Consider the following 24,888-nt stretch of genomic DNA (forward strand, 5'->3'; position numbering starts at 1 on the left):
GCCGGCCGGGACTCTCTTCCGCGATTCTCGTTCCATGAGGCCCGAACGTAGAAGCGCGGACAGCCGAAGACTCGGGCCGAACGGCAGCACCGGACCCGGACGATCGTCGGGGTTGAGAGCGCCGTGAGGGGCGTCAGACCCGATCGAGGGGACGGTGCGGCTCGCTGGGCAGCTCCGCCGTGATCGTGTCACCGGGGCGCACCGTGCCCCCGTGCTTCACGACGCTCATGACGCCGGCCTTGCGCACGATGTTCCCGGCCTCGTCCCGGCCCACCACCCGCTTCAGGAGCCCGTCCTGGAAGTTGTCGATCTGCAGACAGGGATTGCGCAGGCCGGTCACCTCCAGCACGGCCTCGTCACCGACGCGCAGCAGCGTGCCGGCCGGCAGGCCCAGCAGGTCGATGCCGCGGGTGGTGATGTTCTCGCCCAGGTCACCGGGCGCCACCTCGAACCCCTCCGCGCCGACCTCGGCGAAGAGCTCTTCGTGGATGAGGTGGACCTGGCGCAGGTTCGGCTGGGTGGGGTCCTGTGCGATCCGCGAGCGGTGCTTGACCGTCACACCGGCATGCACGTCCCCCTCGACACCGAGCCCGGCGAGCAGCCTGATGCTGTCCCGGTTCGGCTTGGTGAACGAGTACGTGCCGTTGCTGCTGACCGCCGTAACCATGCTGCTCATCCTGCAACCCCTCCCCGAAGACACTGACCGGCAACGACCCTAACCCGTGCGCCCCGGGCCGGGACGAGGGTGCCGGGCAAGCCGCAGGGCTTCCGCCCTGACCTCGGCGTCCACCTCCGTCGACGTCCCGCCGTCGCAGGCGAGCAGGCGGTACTCGTCGGCCAGCCGATACCGGCACGGCGCCGTTCGCCGTCCTCTCGCGCGGGGCGGTCTGCGGCGGCCGGAGCCGGGCGGGTCGGGTGCGGCCGGTCGGCGCCTCGTCCGTACGCGCGGCGGGCCGGTTGTCCCGGAGCGCTCCGTCCGCGCACCCGGCGCCGCGCGCCGGACCCGTGCCTCGGTCCGACGCCCGTGCAACGGCCGTCACCGACCGGGTGGTTTCGACCGGGTCGGCCCCTTCCCCCGGCGTGTCGCTCGGACACTGGCGGAGTGGCACCGTCCGCCGGTGAGGCGGGGCCGCGGGGCAGGGGGAGGGGGAGCACATGACCGACAGCACCATTTTGATCGCGGTGCCGGAGCAGGCACGCGGCGAGGGCGTGGGCGCGGGCCAGCTGCGCAGGATCCGGGACGGGATCGAGGCGGGCGGGTGCGGTGTCCGCTGGGTGTCCGACGCCGGTGACGCGGACGCCGTGCTGCGCACCGAGGCGGGGCTGGCGGCCGCGCTGGTGGCCTGGGACCTGCCGGCCGGCGGCCGCGGTGACGCCGAGTCCGGTGGCGCCGCCGTCCTGCGTCACATCGGCCGCCGCTTCCACCGTCTGCCGGTGTTCCTCGTCATGGCGGACGAGGGCGTGCGGGACCTGCCGCTGTGGGTGTCGGAGTCGGTCGTGGGATACGTCTGGCCCCTGGAGGACACCCCGTCCTTCATCGCCGGGCGGGTCACCGCCGCCGCACGCGCCTACCAGGAGGCCGTCCTGCCGCCGTTCTTCCGCGCCTTGCGACGCTTCGACGACGCGCACGCCTACTCCTGGCACACACCCGCGCACGCCGGGGGAGTCGCCTTCCTGAAATCGCCCGTGGGGCGGGCCTTCCACGACTACTTCGGTGAGCGGCTGCTGCGCAGCGACCTCTCCATCTCGGTCGAGGCGCTCGGCTCCCTCTTCGAGCACACGGGCCCCATCGGCGAGGCCGAGCGCAACGCCGCCCGGGTCTTCGGCGCGGACCTCACCTACTTCGTCCTCCAGGGCGACTCCACGTGCAATCGCGTGGTGGGGCACTTCAGCGTCGCCCGGGACGAGATCGCCCTGGTGGACCGCAACTGCCACAAGTCCGTGCTGCACGGCCTGGTCCTCTCCGGGGCCCGCCCCGTCTACCTGGTGCCCACCCGCAACGGCTACGGCCTCGCCGGGCCGCTGCCGCCGGCGGAGATCGACGCCGCCTCGGTCACCGCCAGGATCACCGCCAACCCACTGGCCCGCGAGGCGTCGTCCGCGGGCGCGGAGTACGCGGTCTTCACCAACTCGACCTACGACGGCCTGTGTTACGACGCCTTGGCAACGGCACGGGCCTTCGCCGCCAGCACGCCGCGGCTGCACTTCGACGAGGCGTGGTTCGCCTACGCGCGCTTCCACCCGCTGTACGCCGGCCGGTACGGCATGTCCGTCGGCCCGGCCGGCTTCCCCGGACCCGAGCGTCCCACCGTCTTCGCCACGCAGTCCACCCACAAGCTGCTGGCCGCGCTGTCCCAGAGCGCCATGGTGCACGTGCGGCCCGCACCGCGGGCGCCGGTGGAGCATCACCGGTTCAACGAGGCGCTGATGATGCACGGCACCACCTCCCCGCTGTATCCGATGATCGCGTCGCTGGACGTGGCGGCCGCCATGATGGACGGCCCGCAGGGCGAGTGCCTGGTGGACGAGGCGGTGACCGAGGCCGTCCGGTTCCGGCAGGAGACGGTGCGGGTGCGGCGGCGTATCGAAGCCGCGGGGGACCGGCCGCCGTGGTTCTTCGGCGTGTGGCAGCCGGAAACGGTGACGGACCCGGCGAGCGGCGAGCGGCTGCCCTTCGAGGAGGCCCCGGCGGACCTGCTGCGCACCGAGCCGTCCTGCTGGCACCTGGAACCCGGGGCGGCCTGGCACGGGTTTCCGGGGCTGACGCGGGGCTACTGCATGCTCGATCCGGTCAAGGTCACCCTGACCTGCCCGGGAGTCGACGCCACGGGCGACATGGCCGACTGGGGCGTTCCGGCCCGAGTGCTCACCGCATATCTCGCGACCCGGGACATCGTGGTGGAGAAGACGGACAGCTACACCACGCTGGTCCTGTTCTCCATGGGCATCACCAAGGGCAAGTGGGGCACGCTGCTGGACGCCCTGATGGACTTCAAGGCCCTGTACGACGGTGACGCGCCGCTCGACCGGGTGCTGCCCGGCCTGACCGCCGGGCACCCGGGTCGCTACGCGGGCCGCAGTCTGCGCGAGCTGTGCCAGGAGATGCACGGGCAGCTGCGCTCCGTACGCCTGGTCGAGCTGCTCGACCGGGCCTTCCGGCAACTGCCGGTGCCCGTGGTCCCGCCGCAGCCCTGCTACCAGCGCCTGCTGCGCGGCGGCACCGAGCGGGTGCCGCTGGGGCAGGCTTCCGGCCGGGTGGCGGCGGCCATGGTGACCGTCACCCCGCCGGGCATCCCGGTGCTGATGCCCGGCGAGGCGGTGGGCGATCCCGACGGTCCCCTGCTGCGCTACCTGAGTGCACTGGAGTCCTTCGACCGCCGCTTCCCCGGCTTCCACAGCGAGACCCATGGAGTGGAGCGCGACCCGGACAGCGGCGACTACCGGATCGAGTGCCTGCGCCTTGCCTGACCTATCGAAAAGCGATAGATTCCCATCGTGGTTCGATCGAAGGAGTGGCGATGGGAAAACTGACCGTGCTCGCCCTGCGCGCCGTGCTCGCGGCACTGCTCGCCGGCTCGGTGTTCGTGCAGACGGTGATGGCCGTCCTGCTGGCCGCCGACATCGAGGGCAGTGCCCTCTCCGGCCGGCTCGTCCCGATCCTCGTGGTCGTGGTCCTCGGCGTGGTGGCGGCCCAGGTCGTCCTGGTCTGCGTGTGGCGGTTGGTGACGATGGTGCGACGCGGCACCGTCTTCTCCCTCGCCGCCTTCCGCTACGTGCACTGGGTGATCGGAGCCTTCCTGGCAGCCGCCCTGCTGGTGTTCGCGCTCGGGGTCGTCCTGGCGCCGGGCGAGGCCGTCGCCCCCGGTGTCGTACTCCTGTTGTGCGGAGCGGCGCTGGCCGTCTTCGGCGTCGCGCTCGTCGTCCTGGTGATGCGCATGCTGCTCGCCCAGGCCGTCGCGCGGGACATCGAGGCGTCGCGGATGCGGGCCGAGCTGGCCGAGGTGATCTGATGCCGATCGTCGTGGACATCGACGTCATGCTGGCCAGGCGCAAGATGTCCGTGGGCGAGCTGGCGGACCGGGTCGGCATCACCCCCGCCAACCTGGCCGTGCTCAAGAACGGCCGCGCCAAGGCGGTGCGGTTCACCACGCTCGCGGCCCTGTGCGAGGTGCTGGACTGCCAGCCGGGCGACCTGCTGCGCTGGGAGTCCGCCGCGCCGACCGAGGGCGCCCCGTCGGGGGCGGCGTCCGCCACCGGCCCGGGCTCCTAGCCCCCGCGCCGCCCGACTCGCGCCCCGGCCAGGCCGCCGTTCCCGGATCCGTACCGCCGAGGTCGCTTGACCACATCCGGCCTGGCCCGCCTGCGCGGTGTGACCCACCAGTCGGCCGCCAAGCCGGTCAAGGACCTCGCCGCCGACGGCCCGGTCCACGGCGAGCAGTCCCCGGACGACGGCCGCAAGCTCCTGCCGCACCTCACCGGCTCAGCGAGCGGTCGCCCTCCTGACCCGGCTGACGGCGCGCTGCACCGGACACTGACCGCTTCGACGTCGTCCAAACAGGCGCTCGGTGCATTCGCCCGGCACCCGGAGGCGTCGCCGGGCCTCCTCGCGCTCCCACAAGCCGTTGGGCGGCCTGCGCGCGCGGACATCATCCCCTCAGCACCGCAAAGGAAGGGGCTTGTGATGGCCAGTGAGTTTCAGCGGACCAAGCTGCAGGACATGTTCGACGCCTTCGACGTGAACGGCGACGGCTGCCTGGAGGAGGAGGACTTCGAGGCCCTCGCCGCGCGATGGGGCCGTCTGCCGCGCGTGAGGACGGACACGGAGCTGGCGACGCGGGTGGAGAGCGTGCTCCTGGGGTGGTGGCAGCAGCTCGCGGAGGCCGTCGATTCGGACAACGACGGCAGGATCGACTTGGACGACCTCCTCGCCATGGTCGACCGGCTGCCCTCCATGCGGGGTGCGGTCGCCGCCACCGCCGACACGGTCTTCGACGCGGTGGACGAGAATGGCGACGGCCGCATCTCCCGGAGCGAGCACCAGCAGCTGATCGACCTGTGGCACGGACGGGAGACCACGACGGAGGACGTGTTCGACCGGCTCGACCAGGACGCCGACGGGCATCTCGGCCGGTCCGAATTCGCCGAACTGTGGGTCCAGTTCTGGATCAGCGACGACCCGGCCGAGCCCGGCAACTACATGTGCGGACCCGTGGCGGGCCGCTCTCCCCGCTGAGAGCCGAGGACGCGCAGCCCTCCCCACCCGTCGCGGCGCCGTACCGCATGCCTCTGTTCGGGTGGGATCGACTCGGCACGGCGCGTTGTCGCCTCTCCGGGTGAATCCGTGCCGGAGCATGCCACGCATGCTGTCCGGTCTCCTGGCCAGATTGGTCGACCTCCTGCTCGGACGCCAGGGCAGGTCGCTGCACTTGAAGGCTTCGTGTGCCGCCGCGGCCCTCCTGGTGGTCGTGGTCCTCGTGGGTTCGTACTTCGCCGTCCTCGCCGAGCGCGGCGCACCGGGGGCGCAGCTGACCACCTATCCGCGGGCCCTGTGGTGGTCCGTGGAGACCGCGACGACCGTCGGCTACGGCGACCTCTATCCCGTGACCCTGTGGGGACGCATCGTGGCCGTGGTGGTGATGGTCGCCGGGATCACGTCCTTCGGTCTGGTCACCGCAGCACTGGCCACCTGGTTCGTCGGGAGGGAACAGGAACGCCGGGGTCACTTCGTGCGCCACACCGAGAAGGCGGCCGAAGAGGTGTACACGGAGGCGACCCGAGCGCTGCACGAGCGTTTCGACCGGCTGGAGCGGCGGCTCGACGACCACCGCGGCGGCCCGCCCCGGTGAACGGCGCGCGCGGGAGGAGGGCGGGCACGCGGCCGTGAACACGGGACTGTCCTCATCGGCCGTCACAGGGCGCCGCCGCCTCGGACCGGCGGCCCACTGGAGGGAGTGGGCCGCCGACGGCGGTGACCGCGAGGCGTTCAGACCTGGTAGCGGTCGGCGGCGAAGAGGTCGAGGTGGTCGGCGATCCAGTCGGAGGTGCGCCGCAGTCCCTCGTCGAGGGAGACGTGCGGTTCCCAGCCCGCCCAGTTCCGGGCGCGCGTGCGGTCGGAGACGAGGCGCTGCACCTCACTGCCGGCCGGGCGCAGCCGGCTCCGGTCGACGAGGATCTCCGCCTCGCGGCCGGAGGCGCGGACGAGCGCCTTGGCGAGGTCACCGATGGAGATCTCCTGCCCCGTGCCGAGATTGACGCTCCGGCCGAGCGCGCGGTCACAGGCGGCCAGGGCCAGGAAGCCGCGGGCCGTGTCGGTGACGTAGGTGAAGTCACGGGTGGGGGTGAGCGAACCGAGCTTGATCTGCCGCGCCCCGGAGTGCAGTTGGGCGAGGATGGTGGGGATCACGGCGCGGGCGGACTGCCGGGGGCCGTAGGTGTTGAAGGGGCGCACCACCGTCACCGGCAGCTCGAAGGCGTGCCAGTGGGACAGCGCCATCATGTCCGCACCGATCTTCGACGCCGAGTACGGGGACTGCGGCTGGAGCGGGTGCTCCTCACTGATCGGGGCGGTGCGCGCGGTGCCGTACACCTCGCTGGTCGAGGTGTGCACCAGGCGGCGCACCTGGTGCCGACGGCACGCCTCGGCCACGTTCTCGGTGCCGACGACGTTGGTCTGCACGTAGGCGCCGGGGGAGTCGTAGCTGTAGGGGATGCCGATGAGCGCGGCGAGGTGGAACACGGTGTCGCAGCCGGCGACTGCGTCCATGACCCGTCCCGCGTCCCGTACGTCACCGGTGACCGTCTCGACGGGGCTGTGGGGGTCGGCGAGATGACGGGCGAGGTTGCCCTTGTCGCCGTAGGGCTTGTAGTGGGTGAAGGCACGCACACGGGCACCTCGGGAGACGAGCAGATCGACGAGGGTGGAGCCGATGAAGCCCTCCGCGCCGGTGACCAGCACGGTGCGGCCGGTCCAGTCGAAGGCGGACTCGACGGGGGCGGGGGCCGGGGTGTCGGCGTTCATATGGCGATCTCCGTACGGGTTGCGGGAAGGACGGGGCGGGAGGAAGGACGGCCGGCCAGCCGCAGGACGTGGGCGGCCAGCAGGTCGGCGGCTTGCGCGTGCCGGCCGGAGGGTGCGGCCGCGGACATCGCGGCGAGCCGGGAGGGTTCGGCCAGCAGCGGTTCGGCGAGGGCGGCCAGGCGGTCGGCGTCCGTATCGGCGTCGGCCAGCAGCAGTCCGGCACCCACATCGGTGAGAACCCTCGCGTTGTGGGTCTGGTGGTCGCCCGGCGCGTACGGGTACGGCACCAGGATCGCGGGCGTGCGCGTGCTGGCGAGCTCGGCCACGGTGGCGGACCCGGCGCGGCTGACGGCCAGGTCGGCCGCCGCGTACGCGAGGTCCATCCGGTCCAGGTAGGGCACGGCGGTGGCCACCCGGTCCCCGCCCGACTCGGCCAGTTGACGGCGGGTCTCCTCCAGGGCGGCGGGTCCGGTCTTGACCAGCAAGTGGACGTCGGGCCTGTGCCGCCAGCGCCGGGCCAGACCGGCCGCCGCCGCGGTGAGCCTGGCGGCGCCCAGGCTGCCGCCGTTGACGATCAGCAGCCGCCCTTCGACCGGCACCCCGAGCGCCTGCCGAGCCCGGGCGCGCAGCCCCGCCCGGTCCAGCGCCGCCAGTTCCGCGGCGATGGGCATGCCCACGACGTCGGCGTGCCGACTGCCGGTCAGGTGCCGCCGGCTCTCCTCGAAGGCCAGAGTGACCTGGTCGGTGAGCAGCGCGGCGAAGCGGTTGGCACGCCCGGGGACCGCGTTCGACTCGTGAATGACACTGGGCAGCCCGGCCATCCGCGCCCCGACGATCACCGGTGCGCTCGGGTAACCACCCATGCCCACCGCGACCTGCGCCCCCTGTGCGCGCAGAACCGCCCTGGCCTGGCCGCCGGACTTGATCAGCGCGGCGGGCAGCAGGAAGCGCCGGGCGCCGAGCGACGGATCGAACGGGATCATGTCGACGGTGTGCAGCCGGTACCCCGCTTCGGGGATGAGCCGGGTCTCCAGCCCGCGCTCGGTGCCCACGAACGAGATCACGACGTCCGGTACCGCCCGCCGCAGCGCGTCCGCCAGCGCCAGGCCGGGATAGATGTGCCCACCCGTGCCGCCCGCGCCGATCACCACCGACAGCCGGGCCTGAGATGTTCGAGGTGTCCTCATGGCGATCACCCTGCCGACGCGCCTTAAGAACTTTCTAAGACGGGCTTTTGGCAGGCTGTCCCCATGAGCGGTGCTGACCGGTGCGCGAACGCACGCAAGATCCTGGTGGTGGACGACGAGCCGGAGGTGCGGTTCGCCGTCGAGGACGGACTCGCCGTGGAGGGCTACGAGGTGCGCGGGACGGACGACGGTACGTCGGCGCTCGCCGCCGTCGCCGAGTGGGAGCCCGACGCCGTGGTCCTGGACGTGATGATGCCGGGCCTGGACGGACTCGCCGTCTGCCGGCGCCTGCGCGCCCTCGGCGACCGCACGCCGGTGCTGGTGCTCACCGCGCTCGACTCGGTGAGCGAACGGGTGGACGGCCTGGAGGCCGGCGCCGACGACTACCTGGTGAAACCCTTCGCGCTGGACGAGCTGGTGGCACGCGTGCGCGCACTGCTGCGCCGCACCGCCCCGCTCGCCGAACCCGAGTCGCCGCCCGGCTTCGCCGACCTCGTGGTCGACCCGGCCACCCGCAGCGGACGACGCGGGGGACGCGTCATCGAGTTCAGCCGTACCGAGTTCTCCCTGCTGGACCTGCTGCTGCGCCACCCCGGACAGATCCTGCCCCGGGAGACGATCCTGGAACGGGTCTGGGGCCACGACTTCGGCCCCGCCTCCAACTCCCTCGCCGTCTACGTCGGCTACCTGCGCCGCAAACTGGAGGCCGGTGGGGAGCCCCGGCTCGTCCACACGGTGCACGGGGTCGGCTACCGGCTGGACCTGCCGTGAACACGCGACGACGACCTCGCCCGAGGCCGAAACCGAGGCCGAGGCGGACGGGCGGACGCCGGCACGCCCGGTGGCTGCGTCGCCGCCCCCTGCGCACCCGGCTGACCCTCGCCGCCTCGCTGGCCGTGGCCGCCGTCGCCGTCGGACTCTGCGCCGGCAGCTTCCTGGTGATCCGCCACCAGCTCCTCGACCAGCTGGACCTGCACCTGACCCAGTCCGCCAGGCTGGCCACCCAGCAATCACGCCACGAACCGCCCGGCGTGCTGCAAGGAGAGTGCCGCTACCTCGCCGCCCCGGCCTGCGCCCAGACGGTCCCCGCCCGGCCCGCCGACGACCCCGCGAAGCCGTACCTGCTGCCGGTCACCGCCACCACGCGTGACGTCGCCGCCGGCGATCACGGCCCGTACTACAGCGAGTTGCAGCTCGCGGGCCACCGGAGCCGGATGCTGACGACACCACTGGGCGAAGACCGCGCCCTCCAGGTGGCGGTGCGCGCCGACACCGTCGATCGGGGAGTGCGGCAGGCCGCCGTCCTTCTCGGCGGCCTGGGAGCGGCCGGCGTGGCCCTGGCCGGAATCCTCGGTGCCTGGGTCTCCCGCACGGGGCTCGCCCCCGTCAGCCGGCTCACCGCCACGGCCGAGCGCATCGCCACCACCCGCGACGCACGGCACCGCATCGAGCTGCCGCCGGAACGCGCCGGCCGGGACGACGAGATCACCCGTCTCGCGGCATCCTTCAACACCATGCTCGACGCACTGGAGAAGTCCGTCACGGCACAGCGCCGCCTGGTCGCCGACGCCTCGCACGAACTGCGCACCCCGCTGACCGCGCTGCGCACCAACGCCGAGCTGCTCAGTCGCGCCTCCCGGCTCACCGACGCCCAGCGCGAGCGCGCGGCCACCGCACTCGGCCGCCAGATGCGCGAGGTCACCCTCCTGGTCAACGACCTGATCGAGCTGGCCAGGGACGAGGAACCGGACCCGCTGATCGAGGACGTACGGCTCGCGGACATCGTCGCGCACACCGTCGACGCCGCACGCGGCCACTGGCCGGACGTCCCCCTGGTGCTCTCGGTCGACCCCGGGGCGCGCACCGCCGGGGTGCTCGGCGTCCCGGCCCGTCTCTCCCGCCTGCTGTCGAGCCTGCTGGACAACGCCGCCAAGTTCAGCCCACCGGGCCGCCCCGTCGAGGTCACCCTCGTCTCGGGCGCGGCGGAACTGGAGCTGACCGTCCGCGACCACGGCCCGGGCATCTCGGACGAGGACCTCCCCTACGTCTTCGACCGCTTCTACCGCGCCCGCGCCGCCCGGGCCCTGCCCGGATCCGGCCTGGGCCTCGCCATGGCCCGCCAGATCGCCCGCGCCCACGACGCCGACCTCACCGCCGGGCACGCCCCCGGCCCGGGCGCCGTCTTCCGCCTGAGGATCCCGTCCCGCACCACCCCCTCGTGACGCCCGTCCCGTCGAGGGCGAGTTGACCCTCCCCTTACGTCAGGCTTGAGACTCGTGCCGACGAAAGGGCAGGTGGATGAGCTACTCCGTGGGGCAGGTCGCGGCCTTCGCCGGGGTGACCGTGCGGACACTGCATCACTACGACAAGGCGGGACTGCTGTCGCCCGGCGACCGCAGCCGAGCCGGATACCGGCTCTACAGCGAGGCCGACCTGGTCCGTCTCCAGCAGATCCTCTTCTACCGTGAGCTCGGCTTCCCCCTCGACGAGATCGCCGCGATCTTCAAGGATCCACAGGCGGACCACCTGGAGCGGCTCCGGGCCCGGCAGCGGCAGCTGCATGAGGAGATCGCCAGACTCCAGCGGCTGGCCGAAGTCGCGGAACGGGCGATCGAGGTCCAGCGGACCGGGGTGTCCCTGACCCCGCAGGAACGCTTCGAGGTCTTCGGCGAGGTCACCTTCGACCTGAGCTACGCCACCGAGGCGGAGCTGAAGTGGGCGCGATCGGAGGGGCAGCGCGCGTCCATGGCACGCGCGGCCGCGCACACCAAGGAGGACTGGCGCCGGCTCATGGGTGAAGCCGGCGCCTGGCGCGCGGAACTGCTGGAGGCCTTCGACGCGGGGGAGCCGAGCGACGGCGAACGGGCCATGGACCTCGCCGAGGAACACCGCCTGCACGTCGCGCGCTGGTTCACCGCCTGCCCGCCCGACATGCATCGGCGGATCGCCGACGACTTCGTCACCGACCCACGCGCATTCGCACTGGTCGTACCGCCGTCGCAGCAGCGTCCGGGCCTGGCCGCGTACACGCGCGAGGCGGTCCACGCCAACGCGGCCCGCCACCCGGGCAGCACCCCCGTCTTCGAGGAGGACCGATGAGGATCATGATCGCCGCGGCCGGTTCGCGCGGTGACGTCGCCCCCTACACGGGCCTGGGCGCCGAACTGAGCAGAGCCGGACACGACGTCGTCCTCGCCGCCACCGACACCTTCGCCCCGCTCGTTCGCGACGCGGGACTGGAGTTCCGCAGCCTGCCCGCCGACACGGGGACCCGGGGCGGCGGCGCGGGCAGACGCGAACTGATGCGGACGGCCGCCGCGTTCGTCACCGAGCTGGGCCGGGGCTTCGCCGACGCGGTGGACAAGGGCACGGACCTGCTCCTGCTGTCGGCCACCACGGCGCCGCTCGGCTGGCACCTCACCGAGGCCACGGGCACACCGAGCATCGGCGTCTACCTCCAGCCCACCGCGCCGACCGGAGACTTCCCACCCGTCGTCACGGGTTCCCGCTCGCTGGGCCGCCTCGCCAACCGGGCGACGGGACACTTCGCCCTGCGCATGGCCGACCGCGTCTACGAACCGGCGGTCGCACAACTGCGCCGGCACCTGTCGCTTCCCCCGGTCTCCGCTTCCGAGATGCGGCGACGGCAGGAGCGGGCGAACTGGCCCGTCCTGCACGGCTTCAGCACGGCCCTGGTGCCGCGCCCCTCCGACTGGCGCCCAGGACTGCGGGTCACCGGCAACTGGTGGCCCCGTCACGCCGCGACCGAACGACTTCCCACCGAGATCGAGGACTTCCTGAGCGCAGGCCCGAGGCCCGTCCTCGTCGGCTTCGGGAGCATGGCGTCCGGCGACGGTGCACGGCTGAGCGAGATCGCCGTGCGCGCCCTGCGCCGCGCCGGGCTGCGGGGCATCCTCCAGGCCGGCAGCGCCGGGCTCGCCGCCGACGGGGACGACGTACTCACCGTCGGGGACGTGCCGCACGCACTGCTCTTTCCCCGGCTGGCCGCGGTGGTCCACCACGGCGGGGCCGGCACCTCGGCCGCCGCGCTGCGCGCCGCGGTACCCGCGGTCACCGTGCCGGTGACCGCGGACCAGCCGTTCTGGGCGGCGCGACTCGCCGCCGTCGGCGCCGCCACCGACCCCATCCCCTTCCGGTCACTCACCGCGGAACGGCTCGCCGACTCACTCGGCCGGGCCGTGAAGCAGCAGGCGTACAGCCGGGCCGCAGCGCGGGCGGCGCAGCACATGGCGGCCGAGGACGGAGCAGGCCGGGCACTCGGGACGATCCGGCAACTGACCGACGGATGACGCCGATTCCGCACGGTGTCCGCGACCGGGTCCGCCGTGCGGGCCGGTGCGAGGGCGGCCCGTCCCGGACTCAGCTGTAGGGCCCCCACCGGCGTGCCAGGGTGTCGTACACGTACCTGGGCAGGCCCGTGATGGCGCTGGTGCGGAACGGGCGGCCGCCGTCGTCGATGCGCACGGTGCCGGTGCGGCCCTGGGAGGACCAGTCCAGCTCCAGGTACCAACGGCAGTCGCACGCGCTGGTCCCGGCCGTGACCAGGAGCACCTCGGGGTCCTTCGCCGAGACGCGGTAGGGCATGCGCACGGCCGGGATCGGAGTGCCGGCGTCGTTCCCGGCGACCGCGCGGGCGATGGGGCGGTCCCTGTCCAGGTCCACGGCGAAGGACCGGGGAGTGATCGAGCCGCCGCAGCCCTGGTCCATGGCGTAGGCATTGCCCTCGGCGGGCGCCGTACGGCCGACCACGCGCACCCGCAGCGCCTCCAGCACGACGGCCGTGTCGCTGCGCCCCTGCACCGACAGCTGCACCAGGGTCTCGCCGCCGTGCACCGCGCTCTGCGTCGCCGCCCACGGCGCCGCGTCCTGCGGGGCGGGGGGAGGGGGAACCTGGCCGGGCGGCTTGGCGATGACGTAGTCGTGCCCGCAACCGAGCTTCCAGGCGTGGGAACTGACGGACCAGGCGAGCGGAAGTCCGGCGGGCTGTTCGCCGTGGGGCGGGGCGGATGTCGCGCCGGGGGAGGAGGAGGGGGAGGGGTCCGGCTTCGTCCCCGGGGCGGTGGCGGACCCCGAAGGCCGCTCGGAGCTGCCGGGGGCGGGGGTGCCGCTCGGGCTGGGCGAGGCGCTCCGCCGCTCGGCTGCTCCGGACCCCGTGGCACGGGACGCCGTGGGGCGGACGAGCCGCGCGGGGCCGTCGGCGGACGCCGGCCCCTCGTCCGGCAGCACGGACAGGGCCACGAGCGTGGCGAGCGCCGCGCCGACGGAGGCCAGGGCGACCACGAGTCGTCCCCGGCCGCGCCGCAGGCGGCTCGATGGCCCGGGAGCGGGCGCCGGGGACGGTCCGGGCGCCGGGGCCGCTCCGGGCTCCCGTTCCGCATCGTCCCCCGTGCTGCCGGTGACCTTCGGCGCGGTGCCAGGGGCGGCGCCCGGGCCGCCGTCGGCCGCTCGCGCCGTGCCCGGTCCGGGGACCTCCGCCACCGCAGTGCCCGGCTCGTCCGCCGCACCGTCCACGTCGTGCGCGGCTGCGGTGCCGGACGCCCCCGCCCCCGCGGTACGAGGCCGGTGACGGGCCGCCACCGCCCGGAGCCAACGGTGGTGGAGTTCCAGGCGCTGGTCCGGCGTCGCCCCGCACAGGGCCGCGAAGCGTTCCGCGGGCGCGAAGTCGAGCGGCACCGCGTCGCCCGCGCAGTAGCGGTGCAGCGTCGAGGTGTTCATGCCCAGACGGCGGGCCAACGAGCCGTAACTGCGGTCCGTGCGCTCCTTCAGCGCCCGCAGCAGCGCCGCGAACTCGGCCACGTCGTCGATGCCGTCGCCGTCCTCCTGTGCCGACACAGGTCCCACCCGTCCTCGTACGACCTCGTCCGGCCCGGGACGGTATCCCAGGCACCCCATGTACCTGCACGTCAGACGGGCTGGGATGGTTCCATGGCGGCCGACCGGCCGTCCGCTGTTGCGTCGGGCCGCCGTGACCACTGATGCTTTCGGTGCCGCACCGGCCAGGACCGGGCCGACCGGCCGGCCTGCCACGGCCTCCACGTCCACGCGTCATCCACGGGGGAACATCCATGTCCATGCGCATTCCGGTGAGCGCGCTCACCGCGCTCACCGCCGCCGCTCTCGCGGCCGGTACCGTCCTCACGGCTCCGGCCGCCGGCGCCGCACCGAAGGCCGCCGCGCCCAGGTTCCTGTCCGCGTCCCAACTGCCGCCGCACCCGACGTCCTCCTGGACCGCCGGGCCGGTCACCGACGGGTTCCCGGAGGAACTCGGCCTCTGCGTGAGCACGGAGGGCGTGCCCTCCTACGACTACCGCTACCGGCAGTTCCGCACCGACCTGGACACCGGCGCCGTGCAGCTGACCGTCGTGGCGGGTACGGCCGCCCAGGCGAAGGCCCTGGCGAAGCACTACGACGACCTGGTCCGCACCTGCGCCGACCGCATCGAGGAGTCCACGCCCGACGTCGAGGCCGAGGGCCGCGACTACGGCACGCTCGCGGTCGAGGAGGGGGCCCGGGTCCGGGGCCTGCACACCGAGACGTCCTGGGGCGCCACCGACATCTCCCTGTTCTCGGTCGGGAGGGACGGCAGGACCGTCACCGTCGTCGAGTGGGGGCAGATGGGCGACTTCACCGACGCGCCCGTGGCCGCCTTCAAGAAGACCACCACCACAGCCGTCAACAAGCTCTACTGACCGGTCGGCCACCTCGAAGACCGGGGCCGTCCTCCCCCCACGGGGGTGGGGAGGACGGCCCCTCTCGGTCGTCCGCCGTACACGAGGTGCGAACGGAGTGCGCGGACCGGCTTCCGGCCAGGACTACTTCCCGTCGCGCGGCTCCGAGCGGTAGTCGAAGTACGCCCACGCGAAGATGCCGAGCAGTGCCACGACGCCCACGGTCGGGATCAGCACCGCCGGGTGGGCGTGCCGGGTGAGGAACCCGGCCAGTCCCGTTGCGAGTCCGCCGCACAGCATCACCATGCGGCTGGCGAAACGTTGCCCCGGGTCGACGCCGTCACGTTCGCTGAACAGCCCTTCTGCCGCCGCTTTCGCCGGGCGCGTGGCGCCCCTGCGCCTCTTGGACCGGTACTCCAGCCCGTAGCCGATCAGCAGGTAGAGCGCGAAGATCGCGGCGCCCCACGCCCAGCCCGACGGATCGTCCGTCCCGCCCCGCGCCAGGGAGACCTCCAGCCCTGCGTTCATCCCACGACCCCCTCCTGTCGTTCAGGGGCCGCATGCCCTGAGCGCGGGATCTTATGGGTGGTGACTGCGCGCGCGCCGACTTCCGCGGTGCGGGGCAGGCCGGTGCGCGTTTCGCGTGTCGCGGCCCGTGCCGCCGCCCCGGTCGGCGAGGATTCCGTCCGGGTCCGGTCGAGGCGAGGAGAGGACCACGGAGGGTATGCGGCGCAGGAGTCTCCCGCCGGGGTCGCGGCAGTACGCGCAGACCTGGGCGGCGCGGTTGCTGACCTTCTCCGCCGGAGCCGTCAACGCCTGGGGCTTCCTCTCCCTGGGCGGGGTCTTCACCAGTGTGGTCACCGCCAACTCGGCGCTGATCGGGGTCGGTCTGGTCGGCGGGGACCGGGCACTCGGCGGCCTGGCCGCAGTCGCGGTGGTCTGCTACGTGCTCGGCGCGGCGGGAGCCGCCTGGACGGCAGGCCGCGCCCGACCCGGCGGACGCTCGCGGCCGGCCGACTTCATGCTTCTCGAACTCCTCCTGCTGTGGGCGGCCGTGGGGTGGTGGCTCGCCGTGGACGGCGACCCCCCGGGCGGCGGGCGCACGGTGATGCTGGGAACGGTGGCGGCCGCGATGGGCTGCCAGAACGCCGGCGTGCGTGTGTCGATGGGCGCGCACGCGCCGACCGCGTACCTGACGGGGCTGTTGACCGGGGCCGTGAGCGACGCGGTGACGGCCCGGCGCATCCGGTGGAGCGTCCTCGTCACGATGGGGCTCCTGATCCTCGGCGCGGCCGCCGCCACCCTGGTCGAGCGCCTGCTGCCCGCCGCCGCTCCGCTGCTCCCCGCGCTGCTGGTGACGGCGGCATGGCTGGTCGTGCCCGCCCGTACGAGGGCCCGGCAGGAGGCCTGACGCGCCGCGTCTCGCCTGCGTCCCGGTGCGGAGCGGGGAGCCCGGTCGTCAGTCCGGGCGGTCACCCGGAACGCCGTCGGGTACCGGGGCGTCGTGTGCGGCAGCTCCTGACACGCGGGGCGTACCGGCCCGACGCGGAGCGCGGCACCGGACGGCCCGGGCGTGCACGGGCGTCACGCGCGCGCCGCCCACACGAGCCCGCGGCGGACGATCGCCGCCGTCTGCGGTACCCGGAGGTCCGCGACGCGGTGGCCGAGGGTGCAGACGAAAACCCGCCCCGCTCCCCAGCGGCGCGTCCACAGCACGGGGAACTCGACGGGGCCGTCCCACGGGTCCGTGGCCTCCGGGGTCAGCACGGACGTGGCGAGGACCGTGTTGAGGGAGTCCGTCAGCACCCAGTAGTGCTCGGTCTCCACGTCGTAGTCCGCGATACCCTCCGTGATCGCCGCGTCCCGGCCCGGCGCGGCGGCGATCCGTACGGTGAACTCCTGGAAGCCCTCCGGGTGCCACAGGAAGCGGCCCCCGACCATCCGGAGGTAGCGGGGGCTGGCGAGGTTCGTGGCGACCACGCCGCCGTGCCAGCCGGCGAAACCGGTGCCCGCCTCGACGGCGTCGACCAGGTTCGCTTCCTGTTCCGCCGTCAGCCCGCCCTCCGACCAGGAGTGCACGACGAGGTCCGTGGCGGCGAGCACATCCGCGTCCTCGTACACCGCCAGGTCCTCGGCGACCTCGATCTCGAACCCCGCGTGTTCCAGCGCGGGCATCACCTCCTCGGTGCAGCCGACCGGGTCGTGGCCCTCCCATCCGCCGCGGACCACCAGGGCCTTGCGGGTCCTCATGTCCTGCTCCCTCCTCGAAGCATCCTCGACGTGCCCCGCGCGCGCCGCCGTTACGCCCGACACGTTCTCGTCGAGTGACGATCGCCGCGGGGGCGGCGTCGTGCACGGTGCTAGGGAAGGGCGGCAGCCGCCCTGGGAGTGGTGGCCAGCCGCAGGCCGACGCCCACGAGGGCCCAGCCGAGCCGGGTACGGAGGTGCGGGGAGTGCCGGGCCGCCGCGAGGAGACCGTACGTGTCGGCTTCGGCACGCAGTTCGGCGGCGCGGGCGTGGTGCAGGGCGAGGTGGGTCTCGGGGTGCATCGGGCTGTCCCTTTCATTCCGTGGTGAGGGGGAAGGCATGGGTGTGGATGCGTACCTGAGCGGTGTCGGTGTCGTCCTCGTCGGCGGCCCGGTCGCGGTAGGCGTCGACGAGCGCATGCATCTTCTCGACGAGTTCCTGGGTCAGTTCGGGCGTCAGCCGCAGCGTCGCGCTGCTCATGTCCCAGGCACGGTTCCATTCCGCCGGCCACGCCGGGCGGTTGCCGAGCCAGGTCGACAGGTCCCGGGCCTGGGTGGTGGCGACCTCGTGGACGTACAGGTCGGCAGCACCACGCACGTCCGGGCTGGCGTCCGTGAGCAGGGCGTCGTCGAAGCGCAGGCCCGTGTGGACCGCCTTCCACCACCGCTCCCGGCCCTTGCCGCGCTCGGGGGCGTCCTCGATGAAACCGTGGAGGGCGAGCTGCCGCAGGTGGTAACTGGTCGCGCCGCTCGACTCGCTTAGTTTTGCAGCGAGTTGGGACGCGGTGGCGGGGCCGCCGAAGCGCAGGGCGTCCAGCAGCCGCATGCGCAGGGGGTGTGCGAGCCCACGCAGGGACCGGGCATCGAGATTGCGGACGGGTGAGTCCTGGGGCTCGTTCATACCTACAAAGATAGCGTTGCAAAGAAGTCCTTGCAACGGAGTCTTTGCATCAAGTTTTCCGGAGGGGCCGGCGATCCCGGCGAGTGCGCCCTGCGGCCCTCACCGGACGGGGCGGCCGCGCAGGTCGTTGACGGGGTACCGCGCGGGTTCTCCCGTCAGGACCCGTACGGCCTCTTCGGCCACGATGGTGCGAACCGTCCGGATGGCTTCCTCGGAGTAGTAGGCGGCGTGCGGGGTGACGACGACGTCGGGAAGGCCGAAGAGGGGATTGTCCGGCTGCCAGTCGCGTTGCTTGGCCGGTTCCTCCTCGATGTCGTCGAGTGCCGCGCCGGCGATCCATCCCTCGGTCAGTGCCTGGTACAGCGCCGCGTCCTCCACGATGGGCCCGCGCGCGGTGTTCACGAGGACGGCGTTCGGCTTCATCCGGCGGAGTGTCGCGCGGTCGAAGGTGTGGTGGGTCTCCGGGGTGAGCGGCGCCTGCACCACGAGGTGGTCGGCGCCCTCCAGCAGTTCGTCGAAGGAGACCGGCCGGACCCGGCAGGCGCGGATCTCGGAGTCGTCGACGAACGGGTCGTGGGCCCACACGTCGACGCCGAAGGCGTGCGCCCGCTCGGCGACGAGCCGTGCGATGGCACCGAAGGAGAGCAGGCCCAGCACCTGTCCCCGCAGCCTCCGCACGGGCCTGCCCGTCTTCCAGTGCCACTCGCCCTCTCGCGTCGCCCGGTCGTACCGGCAGATCTTGCGGGCCGCCGCGAGCCAGAGAGCCACGGCGTGGTCGGCGACCTCCTCGGCGCACCACTCGTTGGGGGCGTTCGTGACCTGGACGCCGTGCCGGGTCGCGGCCTCGACGTCGACGATGTCCACGCCGGTGCCGTAACGGGCGATCACCCGGCAGTGCGTCAACGCCTCGACGGCGCGGCTGCCGACGCGCGCGTACTGGGTCAGCACGCCACCGGCCTCCCTGCCCGCCTCGATCACCTCGTCCTCGCTCTTGCACTGCGCGGCGACCAGCCGGAGTCCGGCGCCTTCGACGACGGCCCGTTCGATGTCCACGTCGCCGAAGTCGGAGTCGGCGATCAGAATCGTCCGGCCCGGGTCAGTGCGAGTCACGCGGAATCCCCTTGCTGTGGACGAGATCCTGGTAGGCCACGGCCAGTTCGAGGCAGCCGCCGCTGTCCAGCTGCCCGACCGTGGCCCGGTAGATCTCCTGCCACGGTGTCTGGTGCTCCAGTGCCGGAGGCTCGTGCCGGGCCAGCCGCTCGGCGATCTCCTCGTCCGGCAGGAGGACGTCGACGCGTGCCCGGTCCAGGTCGACGCGGATCCGGTCGCCGGTGCGCAGGACGGCGAGGGTGCCGCCGACCGCCGCCTCGGGACTGGCGTTCAGGATGGACGGTGCGTCCGACGTACCGCTCTGGCGGCCGTCACCGAGCGCGGGCAGCGAGGTGAGGCCCCGCCGGCTCAGCGAGGCCGGGAGCTCCATGTTCACGACCTCGGCCGAGCCCGGATACCCGACCGGCCCGGTGTAGCGGACGACGAGGATGCAGTCCTGGTCGATGTCCAGCGCCGGGTCCTCGATGCGGGCGTGGTAGTCCTCGGGACCGTCGAAGACGATCGCGCGGAACTCGAACACCGACGACCCGTCGGGGCCCGGCAGGCGACGGGCCCGGAAGCTGTCGGTGACGACAGACGTCTTCATGATCGCGGAGTCGAAGAGGTTACCGCTCATCACGAGCAGTCCGCCCTGGGCGGTCACGGGATCGGCGAGGGGACGGATGACCGCGGGGTCCGCGGACGGGACCGACTCCAGATTCCCGGCCACGGTGCGGCCCGAGACCGTCATCGCGTCACCGTGCAGGTGTCCCGCCTCCAGCAACGACCGCATGACCGCCGGGACCCCGCCGGCCCGGTGGAAGTCCTCCCCGAGGTACTCGCCCGCGGGGGCGAGGTTCACCAGCACCGGGATGTCGCGTCCCACGCGCTGCCAGTCCTCGTTGGACAGATCCACCCCCGTGTGGCGCGCGATGGCGTTGATGTGGATGGGCGCGTTGGTCGACGCGGCGACGGCCGACGCGACGACGATCGCGTTCTCGAACGCCTGCCGGGTCATGACCTTGCGCGGGGTCAGGTCCTCACGCACCACGTCCACCGCCCGGCGGCCGGTGTCGTAGGCCATCTGGGCCCGCTCCGCCATGGGGGCCGGGATGGCCGCGCAGCCGGGCAGGGACATGCCCAGGGCCTCGGCCAGGCTGTTCATCGACAGCGCCGTGCCCATCGTGTTGCAGTGCCCGATACTGGGCGCCGACGCCGCCACGCGCGTCATGTACTCGTCGTAGTCGATCTCCCCGGCGGCGAGCAGCCGCTTGGACTGCCAGATCACCAGGCCCGAGCCCGTCCGCATCCCGTTGTGGTAGCCGTTGAGCATCGGGCCGCCGGACAGGACGATCGCCGGGAGGTTCACCGTGGCCGCCGCCATCAGGCACGCGGGCGTGGTCTTGTCGCAGCCCGTGGTGAGCACCACGCCGTCCAGCGGATAGCCGTAGAGGACCTCGACCAGTCCGAGGTAGGCGAGGTTGCGGTCCAGCGCGGCGGTGGGGCGTTTGCCCGTCTCCTGCAACGGATGGACCGGGAACTCGAACGGGATCCCGCCACCGTCCCGCACCCCGTCCCTGATCCGGTCGGCCAGCGCGAGGTGGTGCCGGTTGCAGGGGACCAGGTCGTTGCCCGTCTGGGCGATGCCGATGATCGGGCGCTCCGACTGGAGCTCCGCCGCGGTCAAACCGTAGTTCAGGAACCGCTCGAGATACAGCGCCGTCATCTCCGGGTTGTCCGCGTTGTCCCACCAGGCCCGGCTGCGCAGCCGGGCCGGCGGTCCGGCCGTCTGTGACATGCGGGCTCCTCAGCCGTCCTCGCCGCGCACCACGAGGACCGGGCACGGTGCGTGCTGAACGCAGTGCTGCGCCACCGACCCCAGCAGCAGTCCGGCGAAGCCCCCGCGCCCCCGGCTCCCGACCACGAGCAGGGAGGCACCCTGGGCCGCCTTCAGCAGCACCCCGGCCGGCGTGCCGTAACGGGCCTCGGCTCGCACCTCCACCGGGGGCTGCGGTCCCACCGCTTCCTCGACGGTGCGGATCAGTTCCTGCCGGGCCCGGGCCTCCAGAGCGGCCTCGTCGCCGCTCGACGGGGGCAGCCAGCCGAGCGCGCCGTGGAACTGCGGGACCTCCCACGCGGTCACGGCCTCCACCGCGCCCCCCGTGGCCTCCGCCTGACGCACGGCCCAGCGGACGGCCCGTTTCGACGAGTCCGATCCGTCCACTCCGACCACGACGGTGCCGGTTCCCTCACGCTGGTCAACCATGGACGCCTCTCCGCTCGACGGTGGCGTACGGCCTGCGGGCACCGGTGGTCCCGCGGCCGGAGGATCACCCCCAGTAAAACCCGGCCGCGCCGCAGGCGCAGTTCGGCGACGGGCCGGCCGCCGACGCGGGCCCGACGCCGACCGGGCTACCTGGTTTGCGGGGCGCGCGGGCTTGGCCGACGCTGGGTCACAGCACCAGCGCAGGCGGGCTTCCGAGGAGCGAACGGTATGTACGATCCCGACCCGCCGTTCCGGCCGGTTCGCCGCCCGGACGGCTACCTGCCCCTGGAGGACCTCGGCCTGATCGGGGACGGCACCACCGCGGCGCTCGTCGGCCTCGACGGCACCATCCCGTGGATGTGCCTGCCCCGGTTCGACTCCGACCCCGTGTTCTGCGCGCTGCTGGACCACTCCCGGGGCGGCCGTTTCACCGTGGCGCCCGAGAACCTGCGCGAAGCCCGGCAACGCTACGAACCCGACACCGGCGTGCTGCACACGGAACTGCGCAGCGACACGGGCCTGGTACGCGTCACGGACGCGCTCGCCTTGCGCTCCGGAGCCGACCTGAGCGACGACGCGCCGTCCGGCCGCGGGGAACTCGTCCGCTCCGTGCTGGTCCTGGAGGGACGCGTACGCCTCGGGGTGGAGATGGAACCGCGCGGCGGGGCGCAGGCCCACCACCTGTACAGCGGCCTCGAAGTCCGTCCCGCCCGCAACGAGGGCCTGCGCCTCCACCTGCGCTCCAACCGCCCCCTGAGCGGCCTGCGCACCGTGCACGACCTGGAGCGGGGTGACCGGCTCGACCTGGTGCTGTCCTGGGGGCGCTTCCACCGCCACCACCGCTTCGACCCCGACGCCATGCTGCGGCAGACCGCCGAAGCCTGGCGGCGCTGGATGCGCTCCTGCGAGTACGCCGGGCCGCAGGAAGCACTCGTCAGGCGCGCCGCGATCACCCTGAAGCTGTGCGACGACTGGGCCAACGGGTCGCTCGTCGCCGCCCCCACCTCCTCCCTGCCCGCGCCCATCGGAGGCGTCCGCAACTGGGACTACCGCTACGCCTGGATCCGGGACGCCGCCTTCGCGGTCTTCGCGCTACGGCGCATCGGCTTCGGCGGCGAGGCCGACGCCTTCCTCGGCTGGGTCCTCGACGCGTTCGAGCGCAGCCGCCGACCGCTCATCATGTACACCCTGGACGGCGGGCAGGTACCCGAAGAGTTCGAGGACGCCGGGCTGGAGGGTTACCGCGGCTCCGCACCCGTCCGCTGGGGCAACGGCGCCGCCGACCAGCGCCAGCACGACGTGTACGGCGAGATTCTCGACTGCGCCGACCAGTGGCTGCGCCGGGGCGGCGAGATACAGCCCGCGATGTGGGGCAGTCTGGCCGGACTCGCCGACACGGCCGCCCACGCCTGGCGCCGGCCGGACCAGGGCCTGTGGGAGATCCGCAGCGAGGGCCGCCCGTTCACCTACTCCGTCGGCCTGTGCCAGGTGGCCCTGGACCGGGCGGCCCGGATCGCCGAACGCTACGGCCTGCCCGGCAACGTCGGCCAGTGGCACCGGGAGGCCGGCCGGCTGCGCGAACTCATCCTGGAACAGTCCTGGGACGAGGACGCACAGACACTCAGCGTGTACATGGACGGGGGAGGCGTCCTCGACGCCAGCCTGCTGAACCTGCCGCTGCGCCAGGTCGTGCCGGTCGACCACCCGCGGATGGTGGCGACCGCCCGCGCCGTCGCCGAACGCCTCTCGGCCGGTAACGGACTGCTCTACCGGTACCTGCACGACGAACACCCCGACGGTCTCCCCGGCGAGGAGGGTGCCTTCGTCCTGTGCAGCTTCTGGCTGGTGGACAACCTGACCGGCCAGGGCCGTCTCGACGAGGCCGAGGAACTGTACGCGTCGCTGTGCTCGCGGGCGAGCCCCCTGGGGCTGCTGTCGGAGCAGATCGACCCCACCACGGGAGCCTTCATGGGCAACGCGCCCCAGGCCTTCAGCCACATCGGGACCATCGCCAGCGGAGTCAATCTCGCCCGGGCGAGGGGTGCGTCCCGATGACCGTCCGACGACTCGTCGTCTTCGGGGGGACGGGCGACCTCACGGGCCGCTACCTCCTGCCGGCACTGGCCGCCCTGTACGCGGCGGGGCACCTCGACGACCGGTTCGGCCTGCGGGCCGCCAGCCGGGAGGACTGGGACGACGCACGCTACCGCGAGTGGGCCGAGGAGCAACTCGTCCGTCACGGCTCCGAGTTCCCCGACGAGGCGCGGCGTGCCGTCACCGCGTCGGCGGACTACCGAAGGGCCGACGTCACCGATCCGGCGGACGTGGCCGCAGCCGTCGCCGGTGACGACCCGGTGGCCGTCTACCTCGCCCTCCCGCCGGCCCTCTTCCCGGCGACGGTGACCGCGCTGCACCGCGCGGGACTGCCCCCGGGCAGCCGCATCGTCCTGGAGAAGCCCTTCGGCGAGAACCTCGCCGGCGCCGAGGAACTGAACCGGCTGCTCGCCGAACTCGTGCCCGAGAGCGCCGTCTTCCGGGTCGACCACTTCCTGGCCATGACGACCGTCCAGAACGTCCTCGGCAGCCGGCTCGCCAACAGGATGCTCGAACCGATCTGGAACAGCACCCACATCGCCGAGATCGAGATCGTCTGGGACGAGACCCTCGCCCTTGAGGGAAGGGCCGGCTACTACGACCACGTGGGCGCACTCAAGGACATGGTGCAGAACCACCTGCTGCAACTGCTGTGCCTGGTCGCCATGGAACCCCCGCTCACCCTGGGCGAGCGGGACCTGCGCGACCGCAAGGTCGACGTGCTGCGATCGGTGCGGCCGCTGACCGACTACGACGTCGTACAGCGCACCCGCCGGGCCCGCTACGCGGGCGGCCGGCATGCTGACCACGACGTGCCCGCCTACGTCGACGAGGCCGGTGTCGACGCCGGGCGCCGCACCGAGACCTTCGCCGAGATCGTGCTGGAGCTCGACAGCTGGCGCTGGGCGGGCACCCGGTTCCGGTTGCGCAGCGGCAAGGCCCTCGGCCGGGACCGCAAGGAGGTCGCGGTCCGCTTCCGCTCGGTGCCCCACCTGCCCTTCGGCCAGGACCAGGACGTCCGTCCCAACGTGCTGCGCTTCGGACTGGAGCCGGAGAGCCTGAGCATGGACCTGACCGCGACCGGCTCACGTCCCGAAACCCTCACACAGCTCTCGTTGACCGCCCGCATGGACGCCCCCGACCTGCCCGCCTACGGCCGCCTGCTCCTGGACGTCCTCCGGGGTGACCCGGCCCTGTCCCTCCGCGGTGACGAGGCCGAGGAGGCGTGGCGCGTCGTCGAACCGGTCCTGTCCGCCTGGGAGCGGGGCCTGGTGCCGCTGGAGGAGTACCCGGCGGGCTCGGACGGGCCGCCACCCCGCCACGCCACCCCCGAGCGACGGGACGACCTGCTGCACGAGGAGTCCATCCCGCCGGCCGGCTGAGGCGGCGAAGCGGGGA

The 24,888-nt window shown here is 73.1% G+C and carries 24 protein-coding genes; 13 read left to right on the top strand and 11 right to left on the bottom strand.

Going from position 1 to position 24,888, the window contains the following annotated elements; translation table 11 throughout:
- Positions 1-133 precede the first annotated feature (133 nt).
- A complete protein-coding gene (locus ACIBCJ_RS03775; RefSeq protein WP_362509352.1) occupies positions 134-676 on the bottom strand; it encodes an MOSC domain-containing protein in 543 nt (180 codons plus the stop codon).
- A gap of 479 nt (positions 677-1,155) precedes the next feature.
- Between ACIBCJ_RS03775 and ACIBCJ_RS03780 the strand changes: the two genes are divergently transcribed.
- From ACIBCJ_RS03780 to ACIBCJ_RS03800, 5 genes are all read left to right on the top strand, one after another.
- Positions 1,156-3,468, top strand: coding sequence for an Orn/Lys/Arg decarboxylase N-terminal domain-containing protein (locus ACIBCJ_RS03780; protein ID WP_365978602.1), 2,313 nt, complete (start codon positions 1,156-1,158; stop codon positions 3,466-3,468).
- A gap of 50 nt (positions 3,469-3,518) precedes the next feature.
- Entirely contained in the window at positions 3,519-4,010 is a 492-nt protein-coding gene (locus ACIBCJ_RS03785) for a DUF2975 domain-containing protein (protein WP_362098389.1), read from the top strand.
- Positions 4,010-4,270 carry a helix-turn-helix transcriptional regulator gene (locus ACIBCJ_RS03790; RefSeq protein ID WP_362098392.1) on the top strand — a complete coding sequence of 87 codons (261 nt, stop codon included), beginning with the start codon at positions 4,010-4,012 and terminating at the stop codon, positions 4,268-4,270. Before ACIBCJ_RS03785 ends, ACIBCJ_RS03790 begins: the two co-directional genes overlap by 1 nt.
- A gap of 411 nt (positions 4,271-4,681) precedes the next feature.
- The gene (locus tag ACIBCJ_RS03795; protein ID WP_362098395.1) at positions 4,682-5,233 is read left to right on the top strand and encodes an EF-hand domain-containing protein; all 552 of its coding nucleotides are present in this window, start codon (positions 4,682-4,684) and stop codon (positions 5,231-5,233) included.
- A gap of 118 nt (positions 5,234-5,351) precedes the next feature.
- Positions 5,352-5,846 carry a potassium channel family protein gene (locus ACIBCJ_RS03800; protein ID WP_362098399.1) on the top strand — a complete coding sequence of 165 codons (495 nt, stop codon included), beginning with the start codon at positions 5,352-5,354 and terminating at the stop codon, positions 5,844-5,846.
- A 137-nt stretch (positions 5,847-5,983) separates the two neighbouring features.
- On the opposite strand, the gene ACIBCJ_RS03805 is transcribed toward ACIBCJ_RS03800, so the two are convergent.
- Complete coding sequence (locus tag ACIBCJ_RS03805; protein WP_362509364.1) at positions 5,984-7,018, bottom strand: GDP-mannose 4,6-dehydratase; 1,035 nt, start codon at positions 7,016-7,018, stop codon at positions 5,984-5,986.
- Positions 7,015-8,205, bottom strand: coding sequence for a UDP-N-acetylglucosamine--N-acetylmuramyl-(pentapeptide) pyrophosphoryl-undecaprenol N-acetylglucosamine transferase (locus ACIBCJ_RS03810; protein WP_365978601.1), 1,191 nt, complete (start codon positions 8,203-8,205; stop codon positions 7,015-7,017). The genes ACIBCJ_RS03805 and ACIBCJ_RS03810 overlap by 4 nt, the downstream gene beginning before the upstream one ends.
- 63 nt (positions 8,206-8,268) lie before the next feature.
- Here ACIBCJ_RS03810 and ACIBCJ_RS03815 point away from each other — a divergent pair, with 63 nt between their 5' ends.
- The 4 genes from ACIBCJ_RS03815 (at position 8,269) to ACIBCJ_RS03830 (ending at position 12,515) form a co-directional block, all read left to right on the top strand.
- A complete protein-coding gene (locus tag ACIBCJ_RS03815) occupies positions 8,269-8,976 on the top strand; it encodes a response regulator transcription factor (RefSeq protein WP_365978600.1) in 708 nt (235 codons plus the stop codon).
- Positions 8,973-10,427 carry a sensor histidine kinase gene (locus tag ACIBCJ_RS03820; RefSeq protein WP_399281729.1) on the top strand — a complete coding sequence of 485 codons (1,455 nt, stop codon included), beginning with the start codon at positions 8,973-8,975 and terminating at the stop codon, positions 10,425-10,427. The genes ACIBCJ_RS03815 and ACIBCJ_RS03820 overlap by 4 nt, the downstream gene beginning before the upstream one ends.
- A 76-nt stretch (positions 10,428-10,503) precedes the next feature.
- The gene (locus ACIBCJ_RS03825) at positions 10,504-11,304 is read left to right on the top strand and encodes a MerR family transcriptional regulator (RefSeq protein ID WP_365978599.1); all 801 of its coding nucleotides are present in this window, start codon (positions 10,504-10,506) and stop codon (positions 11,302-11,304) included.
- Positions 11,301-12,515 carry a glycosyltransferase gene (locus tag ACIBCJ_RS03830; protein ID WP_365978598.1) on the top strand — a complete coding sequence of 405 codons (1,215 nt, stop codon included), beginning with the start codon at positions 11,301-11,303 and terminating at the stop codon, positions 12,513-12,515. Before ACIBCJ_RS03825 ends, ACIBCJ_RS03830 begins: the two co-directional genes overlap by 4 nt.
- 70 nt (positions 12,516-12,585) lie before the next feature.
- On the opposite strand, the gene ACIBCJ_RS03835 is transcribed toward ACIBCJ_RS03830, so the two are convergent.
- On the bottom strand, positions 12,586-14,058 hold the full coding sequence (locus ACIBCJ_RS03835) for a helix-turn-helix domain-containing protein (protein WP_399281732.1): 1,473 nt from the start codon (positions 14,056-14,058) through the stop codon (positions 12,586-12,588).
- Positions 14,059-14,291: 233 nt separating this feature from the next.
- Between ACIBCJ_RS03835 and ACIBCJ_RS03840 the strand changes: the two genes are divergently transcribed.
- Positions 14,292-14,915 (top strand): hypothetical protein, encoded by a 624-nt coding sequence (locus tag ACIBCJ_RS03840; RefSeq protein ID WP_362509382.1) that lies wholly within the window; start codon positions 14,292-14,294, stop codon positions 14,913-14,915.
- Between the two features lie 123 nt (positions 14,916-15,038).
- Here ACIBCJ_RS03840 and ACIBCJ_RS03845 read toward each other — a convergent pair whose 3' ends face one another.
- Positions 15,039-15,422, bottom strand: a complete 384-nt coding sequence (locus ACIBCJ_RS03845; protein WP_365978596.1) for a hypothetical protein — start codon at positions 15,420-15,422, stop codon at positions 15,039-15,041.
- Positions 15,423-15,618: 196 nt separating this feature from the next.
- Between ACIBCJ_RS03845 and ACIBCJ_RS03850 the strand changes: the two genes are divergently transcribed.
- Positions 15,619-16,305 (top strand): YoaK family protein, encoded by a 687-nt coding sequence (locus tag ACIBCJ_RS03850; protein ID WP_362509388.1) that lies wholly within the window; start codon positions 15,619-15,621, stop codon positions 16,303-16,305.
- A gap of 173 nt (positions 16,306-16,478) precedes the next feature.
- Here the strand turns inward: ACIBCJ_RS03850 and ACIBCJ_RS03855 are convergent, their stop codons facing one another.
- The 6 genes from ACIBCJ_RS03855 to ACIBCJ_RS03880 all read right to left on the bottom strand — a co-directional run bounded on the left by ACIBCJ_RS03855 (position 16,479) and on the right by ACIBCJ_RS03880 (position 21,396).
- Positions 16,479-17,144, bottom strand: a complete 666-nt coding sequence (locus tag ACIBCJ_RS03855; protein ID WP_365978595.1) for a ThuA domain-containing protein — start codon at positions 17,142-17,144, stop codon at positions 16,479-16,481.
- Positions 17,145-17,254: 110 nt separating this feature from the next.
- A complete protein-coding gene (locus tag ACIBCJ_RS03860; protein WP_362098433.1) occupies positions 17,255-17,443 on the bottom strand; it encodes a hypothetical protein in 189 nt (62 codons plus the stop codon).
- Positions 17,444-17,456: 13 nt separating this feature from the next.
- Entirely contained in the window at positions 17,457-18,041 is a 585-nt protein-coding gene (locus ACIBCJ_RS03865) for a helix-turn-helix domain-containing protein (protein ID WP_365978594.1), read from the bottom strand.
- Between the two features lie 99 nt (positions 18,042-18,140).
- The gene (locus tag ACIBCJ_RS03870) at positions 18,141-19,151 is read right to left on the bottom strand and encodes a C-terminal binding protein (RefSeq protein WP_365978593.1); all 1,011 of its coding nucleotides are present in this window, start codon (positions 19,149-19,151) and stop codon (positions 18,141-18,143) included.
- A complete protein-coding gene (locus ACIBCJ_RS03875) occupies positions 19,138-20,928 on the bottom strand; it encodes an IlvD/Edd family dehydratase (RefSeq protein WP_365978592.1) in 1,791 nt (596 codons plus the stop codon). The genes ACIBCJ_RS03870 and ACIBCJ_RS03875 overlap by 14 nt, the downstream gene beginning before the upstream one ends.
- Before the next feature lie 9 nt (positions 20,929-20,937).
- Positions 20,938-21,396: a universal stress protein gene (locus ACIBCJ_RS03880; protein ID WP_365978591.1), complete on the bottom strand. Its 459-nt coding sequence runs from the start codon at positions 21,394-21,396 to the stop codon at positions 20,938-20,940.
- A 228-nt stretch (positions 21,397-21,624) separates the two neighbouring features.
- Here ACIBCJ_RS03880 and ACIBCJ_RS03885 point away from each other — a divergent pair, with 228 nt between their 5' ends.
- Positions 21,625-23,451 carry a glycoside hydrolase family 15 protein gene (locus tag ACIBCJ_RS03885; RefSeq protein WP_365978590.1) on the top strand — a complete coding sequence of 609 codons (1,827 nt, stop codon included), beginning with the start codon at positions 21,625-21,627 and terminating at the stop codon, positions 23,449-23,451.
- Positions 23,448-24,872, top strand: coding sequence for a glucose-6-phosphate dehydrogenase (locus ACIBCJ_RS03890; protein WP_365978589.1), 1,425 nt, complete (start codon positions 23,448-23,450; stop codon positions 24,870-24,872). Before ACIBCJ_RS03885 ends, ACIBCJ_RS03890 begins: the two co-directional genes overlap by 4 nt.
- Positions 24,873-24,888 lie beyond the last annotated feature (16 nt).

Origin of the sequence: Streptomyces sp. NPDC051136, from assembly GCF_044455745.1 — a bacterium.
Taxonomy (GTDB): domain Bacteria; phylum Actinomycetota; class Actinomycetes; order Streptomycetales; family Streptomycetaceae; genus Streptomyces.

What these genes read in the sequence shown, in the direction of transcription:
- ACIBCJ_RS03775 (WP_362509352.1), bottom strand. Translation starts at nt 676, where the DNA reads ATGAGCAGCATGGTTACGGCGGTCAGCAGCAACGGCACGTACTCGTTC.
- ACIBCJ_RS03780 (WP_365978602.1), top strand. Translation starts at nt 1,156, where the DNA reads ATGACCGACAGCACCATTTTGATCGCGGTGCCGGAGCAGGCACGCGGC.
- ACIBCJ_RS03785 (WP_362098389.1), top strand. Translation starts at nt 3,519, where the DNA reads ATGGGAAAACTGACCGTGCTCGCCCTGCGCGCCGTGCTCGCGGCACTG.
- ACIBCJ_RS03790 (WP_362098392.1), top strand. Translation starts at nt 4,010, where the DNA reads ATGCCGATCGTCGTGGACATCGACGTCATGCTGGCCAGGCGCAAGATG.
- ACIBCJ_RS03795 (WP_362098395.1), top strand. Translation starts at nt 4,682, where the DNA reads ATGGCCAGTGAGTTTCAGCGGACCAAGCTGCAGGACATGTTCGACGCC.
- ACIBCJ_RS03800 (WP_362098399.1), top strand. Translation starts at nt 5,352, where the DNA reads ATGCCACGCATGCTGTCCGGTCTCCTGGCCAGATTGGTCGACCTCCTG.
- ACIBCJ_RS03805 (WP_362509364.1), bottom strand. Translation starts at nt 7,018, where the DNA reads ATGAACGCCGACACCCCGGCCCCCGCCCCCGTCGAGTCCGCCTTCGAC.
- ACIBCJ_RS03810 (WP_365978601.1), bottom strand. Translation starts at nt 8,205, where the DNA reads ATGAGGACACCTCGAACATCTCAGGCCCGGCTGTCGGTGGTGATCGGC.
- ACIBCJ_RS03815 (WP_365978600.1), top strand. Translation starts at nt 8,269, where the DNA reads ATGAGCGGTGCTGACCGGTGCGCGAACGCACGCAAGATCCTGGTGGTG.
- ACIBCJ_RS03825 (WP_365978599.1), top strand. Translation starts at nt 10,504, where the DNA reads ATGAGCTACTCCGTGGGGCAGGTCGCGGCCTTCGCCGGGGTGACCGTG.
- ACIBCJ_RS03830 (WP_365978598.1), top strand. Translation starts at nt 11,301, where the DNA reads ATGAGGATCATGATCGCCGCGGCCGGTTCGCGCGGTGACGTCGCCCCC.
- ACIBCJ_RS03840 (WP_362509382.1), top strand. Translation starts at nt 14,292, where the DNA reads ATGTCCATGCGCATTCCGGTGAGCGCGCTCACCGCGCTCACCGCCGCC.
- ACIBCJ_RS03845 (WP_365978596.1), bottom strand. Translation starts at nt 15,422, where the DNA reads ATGAACGCAGGGCTGGAGGTCTCCCTGGCGCGGGGCGGGACGGACGAT.
- ACIBCJ_RS03850 (WP_362509388.1), top strand. Translation starts at nt 15,619, where the DNA reads ATGCGGCGCAGGAGTCTCCCGCCGGGGTCGCGGCAGTACGCGCAGACC.
- ACIBCJ_RS03855 (WP_365978595.1), bottom strand. Translation starts at nt 17,144, where the DNA reads ATGAGGACCCGCAAGGCCCTGGTGGTCCGCGGCGGATGGGAGGGCCAC.
- ACIBCJ_RS03860 (WP_362098433.1), bottom strand. Translation starts at nt 17,443, where the DNA reads ATGCACCCCGAGACCCACCTCGCCCTGCACCACGCCCGCGCCGCCGAA.
- ACIBCJ_RS03865 (WP_365978594.1), bottom strand. Translation starts at nt 18,041, where the DNA reads ATGAACGAGCCCCAGGACTCACCCGTCCGCAATCTCGATGCCCGGTCC.
- ACIBCJ_RS03875 (WP_365978592.1), bottom strand. Translation starts at nt 20,928, where the DNA reads ATGTCACAGACGGCCGGACCGCCGGCCCGGCTGCGCAGCCGGGCCTGG.
- ACIBCJ_RS03880 (WP_365978591.1), bottom strand. Translation starts at nt 21,396, where the DNA reads ATGGTTGACCAGCGTGAGGGAACCGGCACCGTCGTGGTCGGAGTGGAC.
- ACIBCJ_RS03885 (WP_365978590.1), top strand. Translation starts at nt 21,625, where the DNA reads ATGTACGATCCCGACCCGCCGTTCCGGCCGGTTCGCCGCCCGGACGGC.
- ACIBCJ_RS03890 (WP_365978589.1), top strand. Translation starts at nt 23,448, where the DNA reads ATGACCGTCCGACGACTCGTCGTCTTCGGGGGGACGGGCGACCTCACG.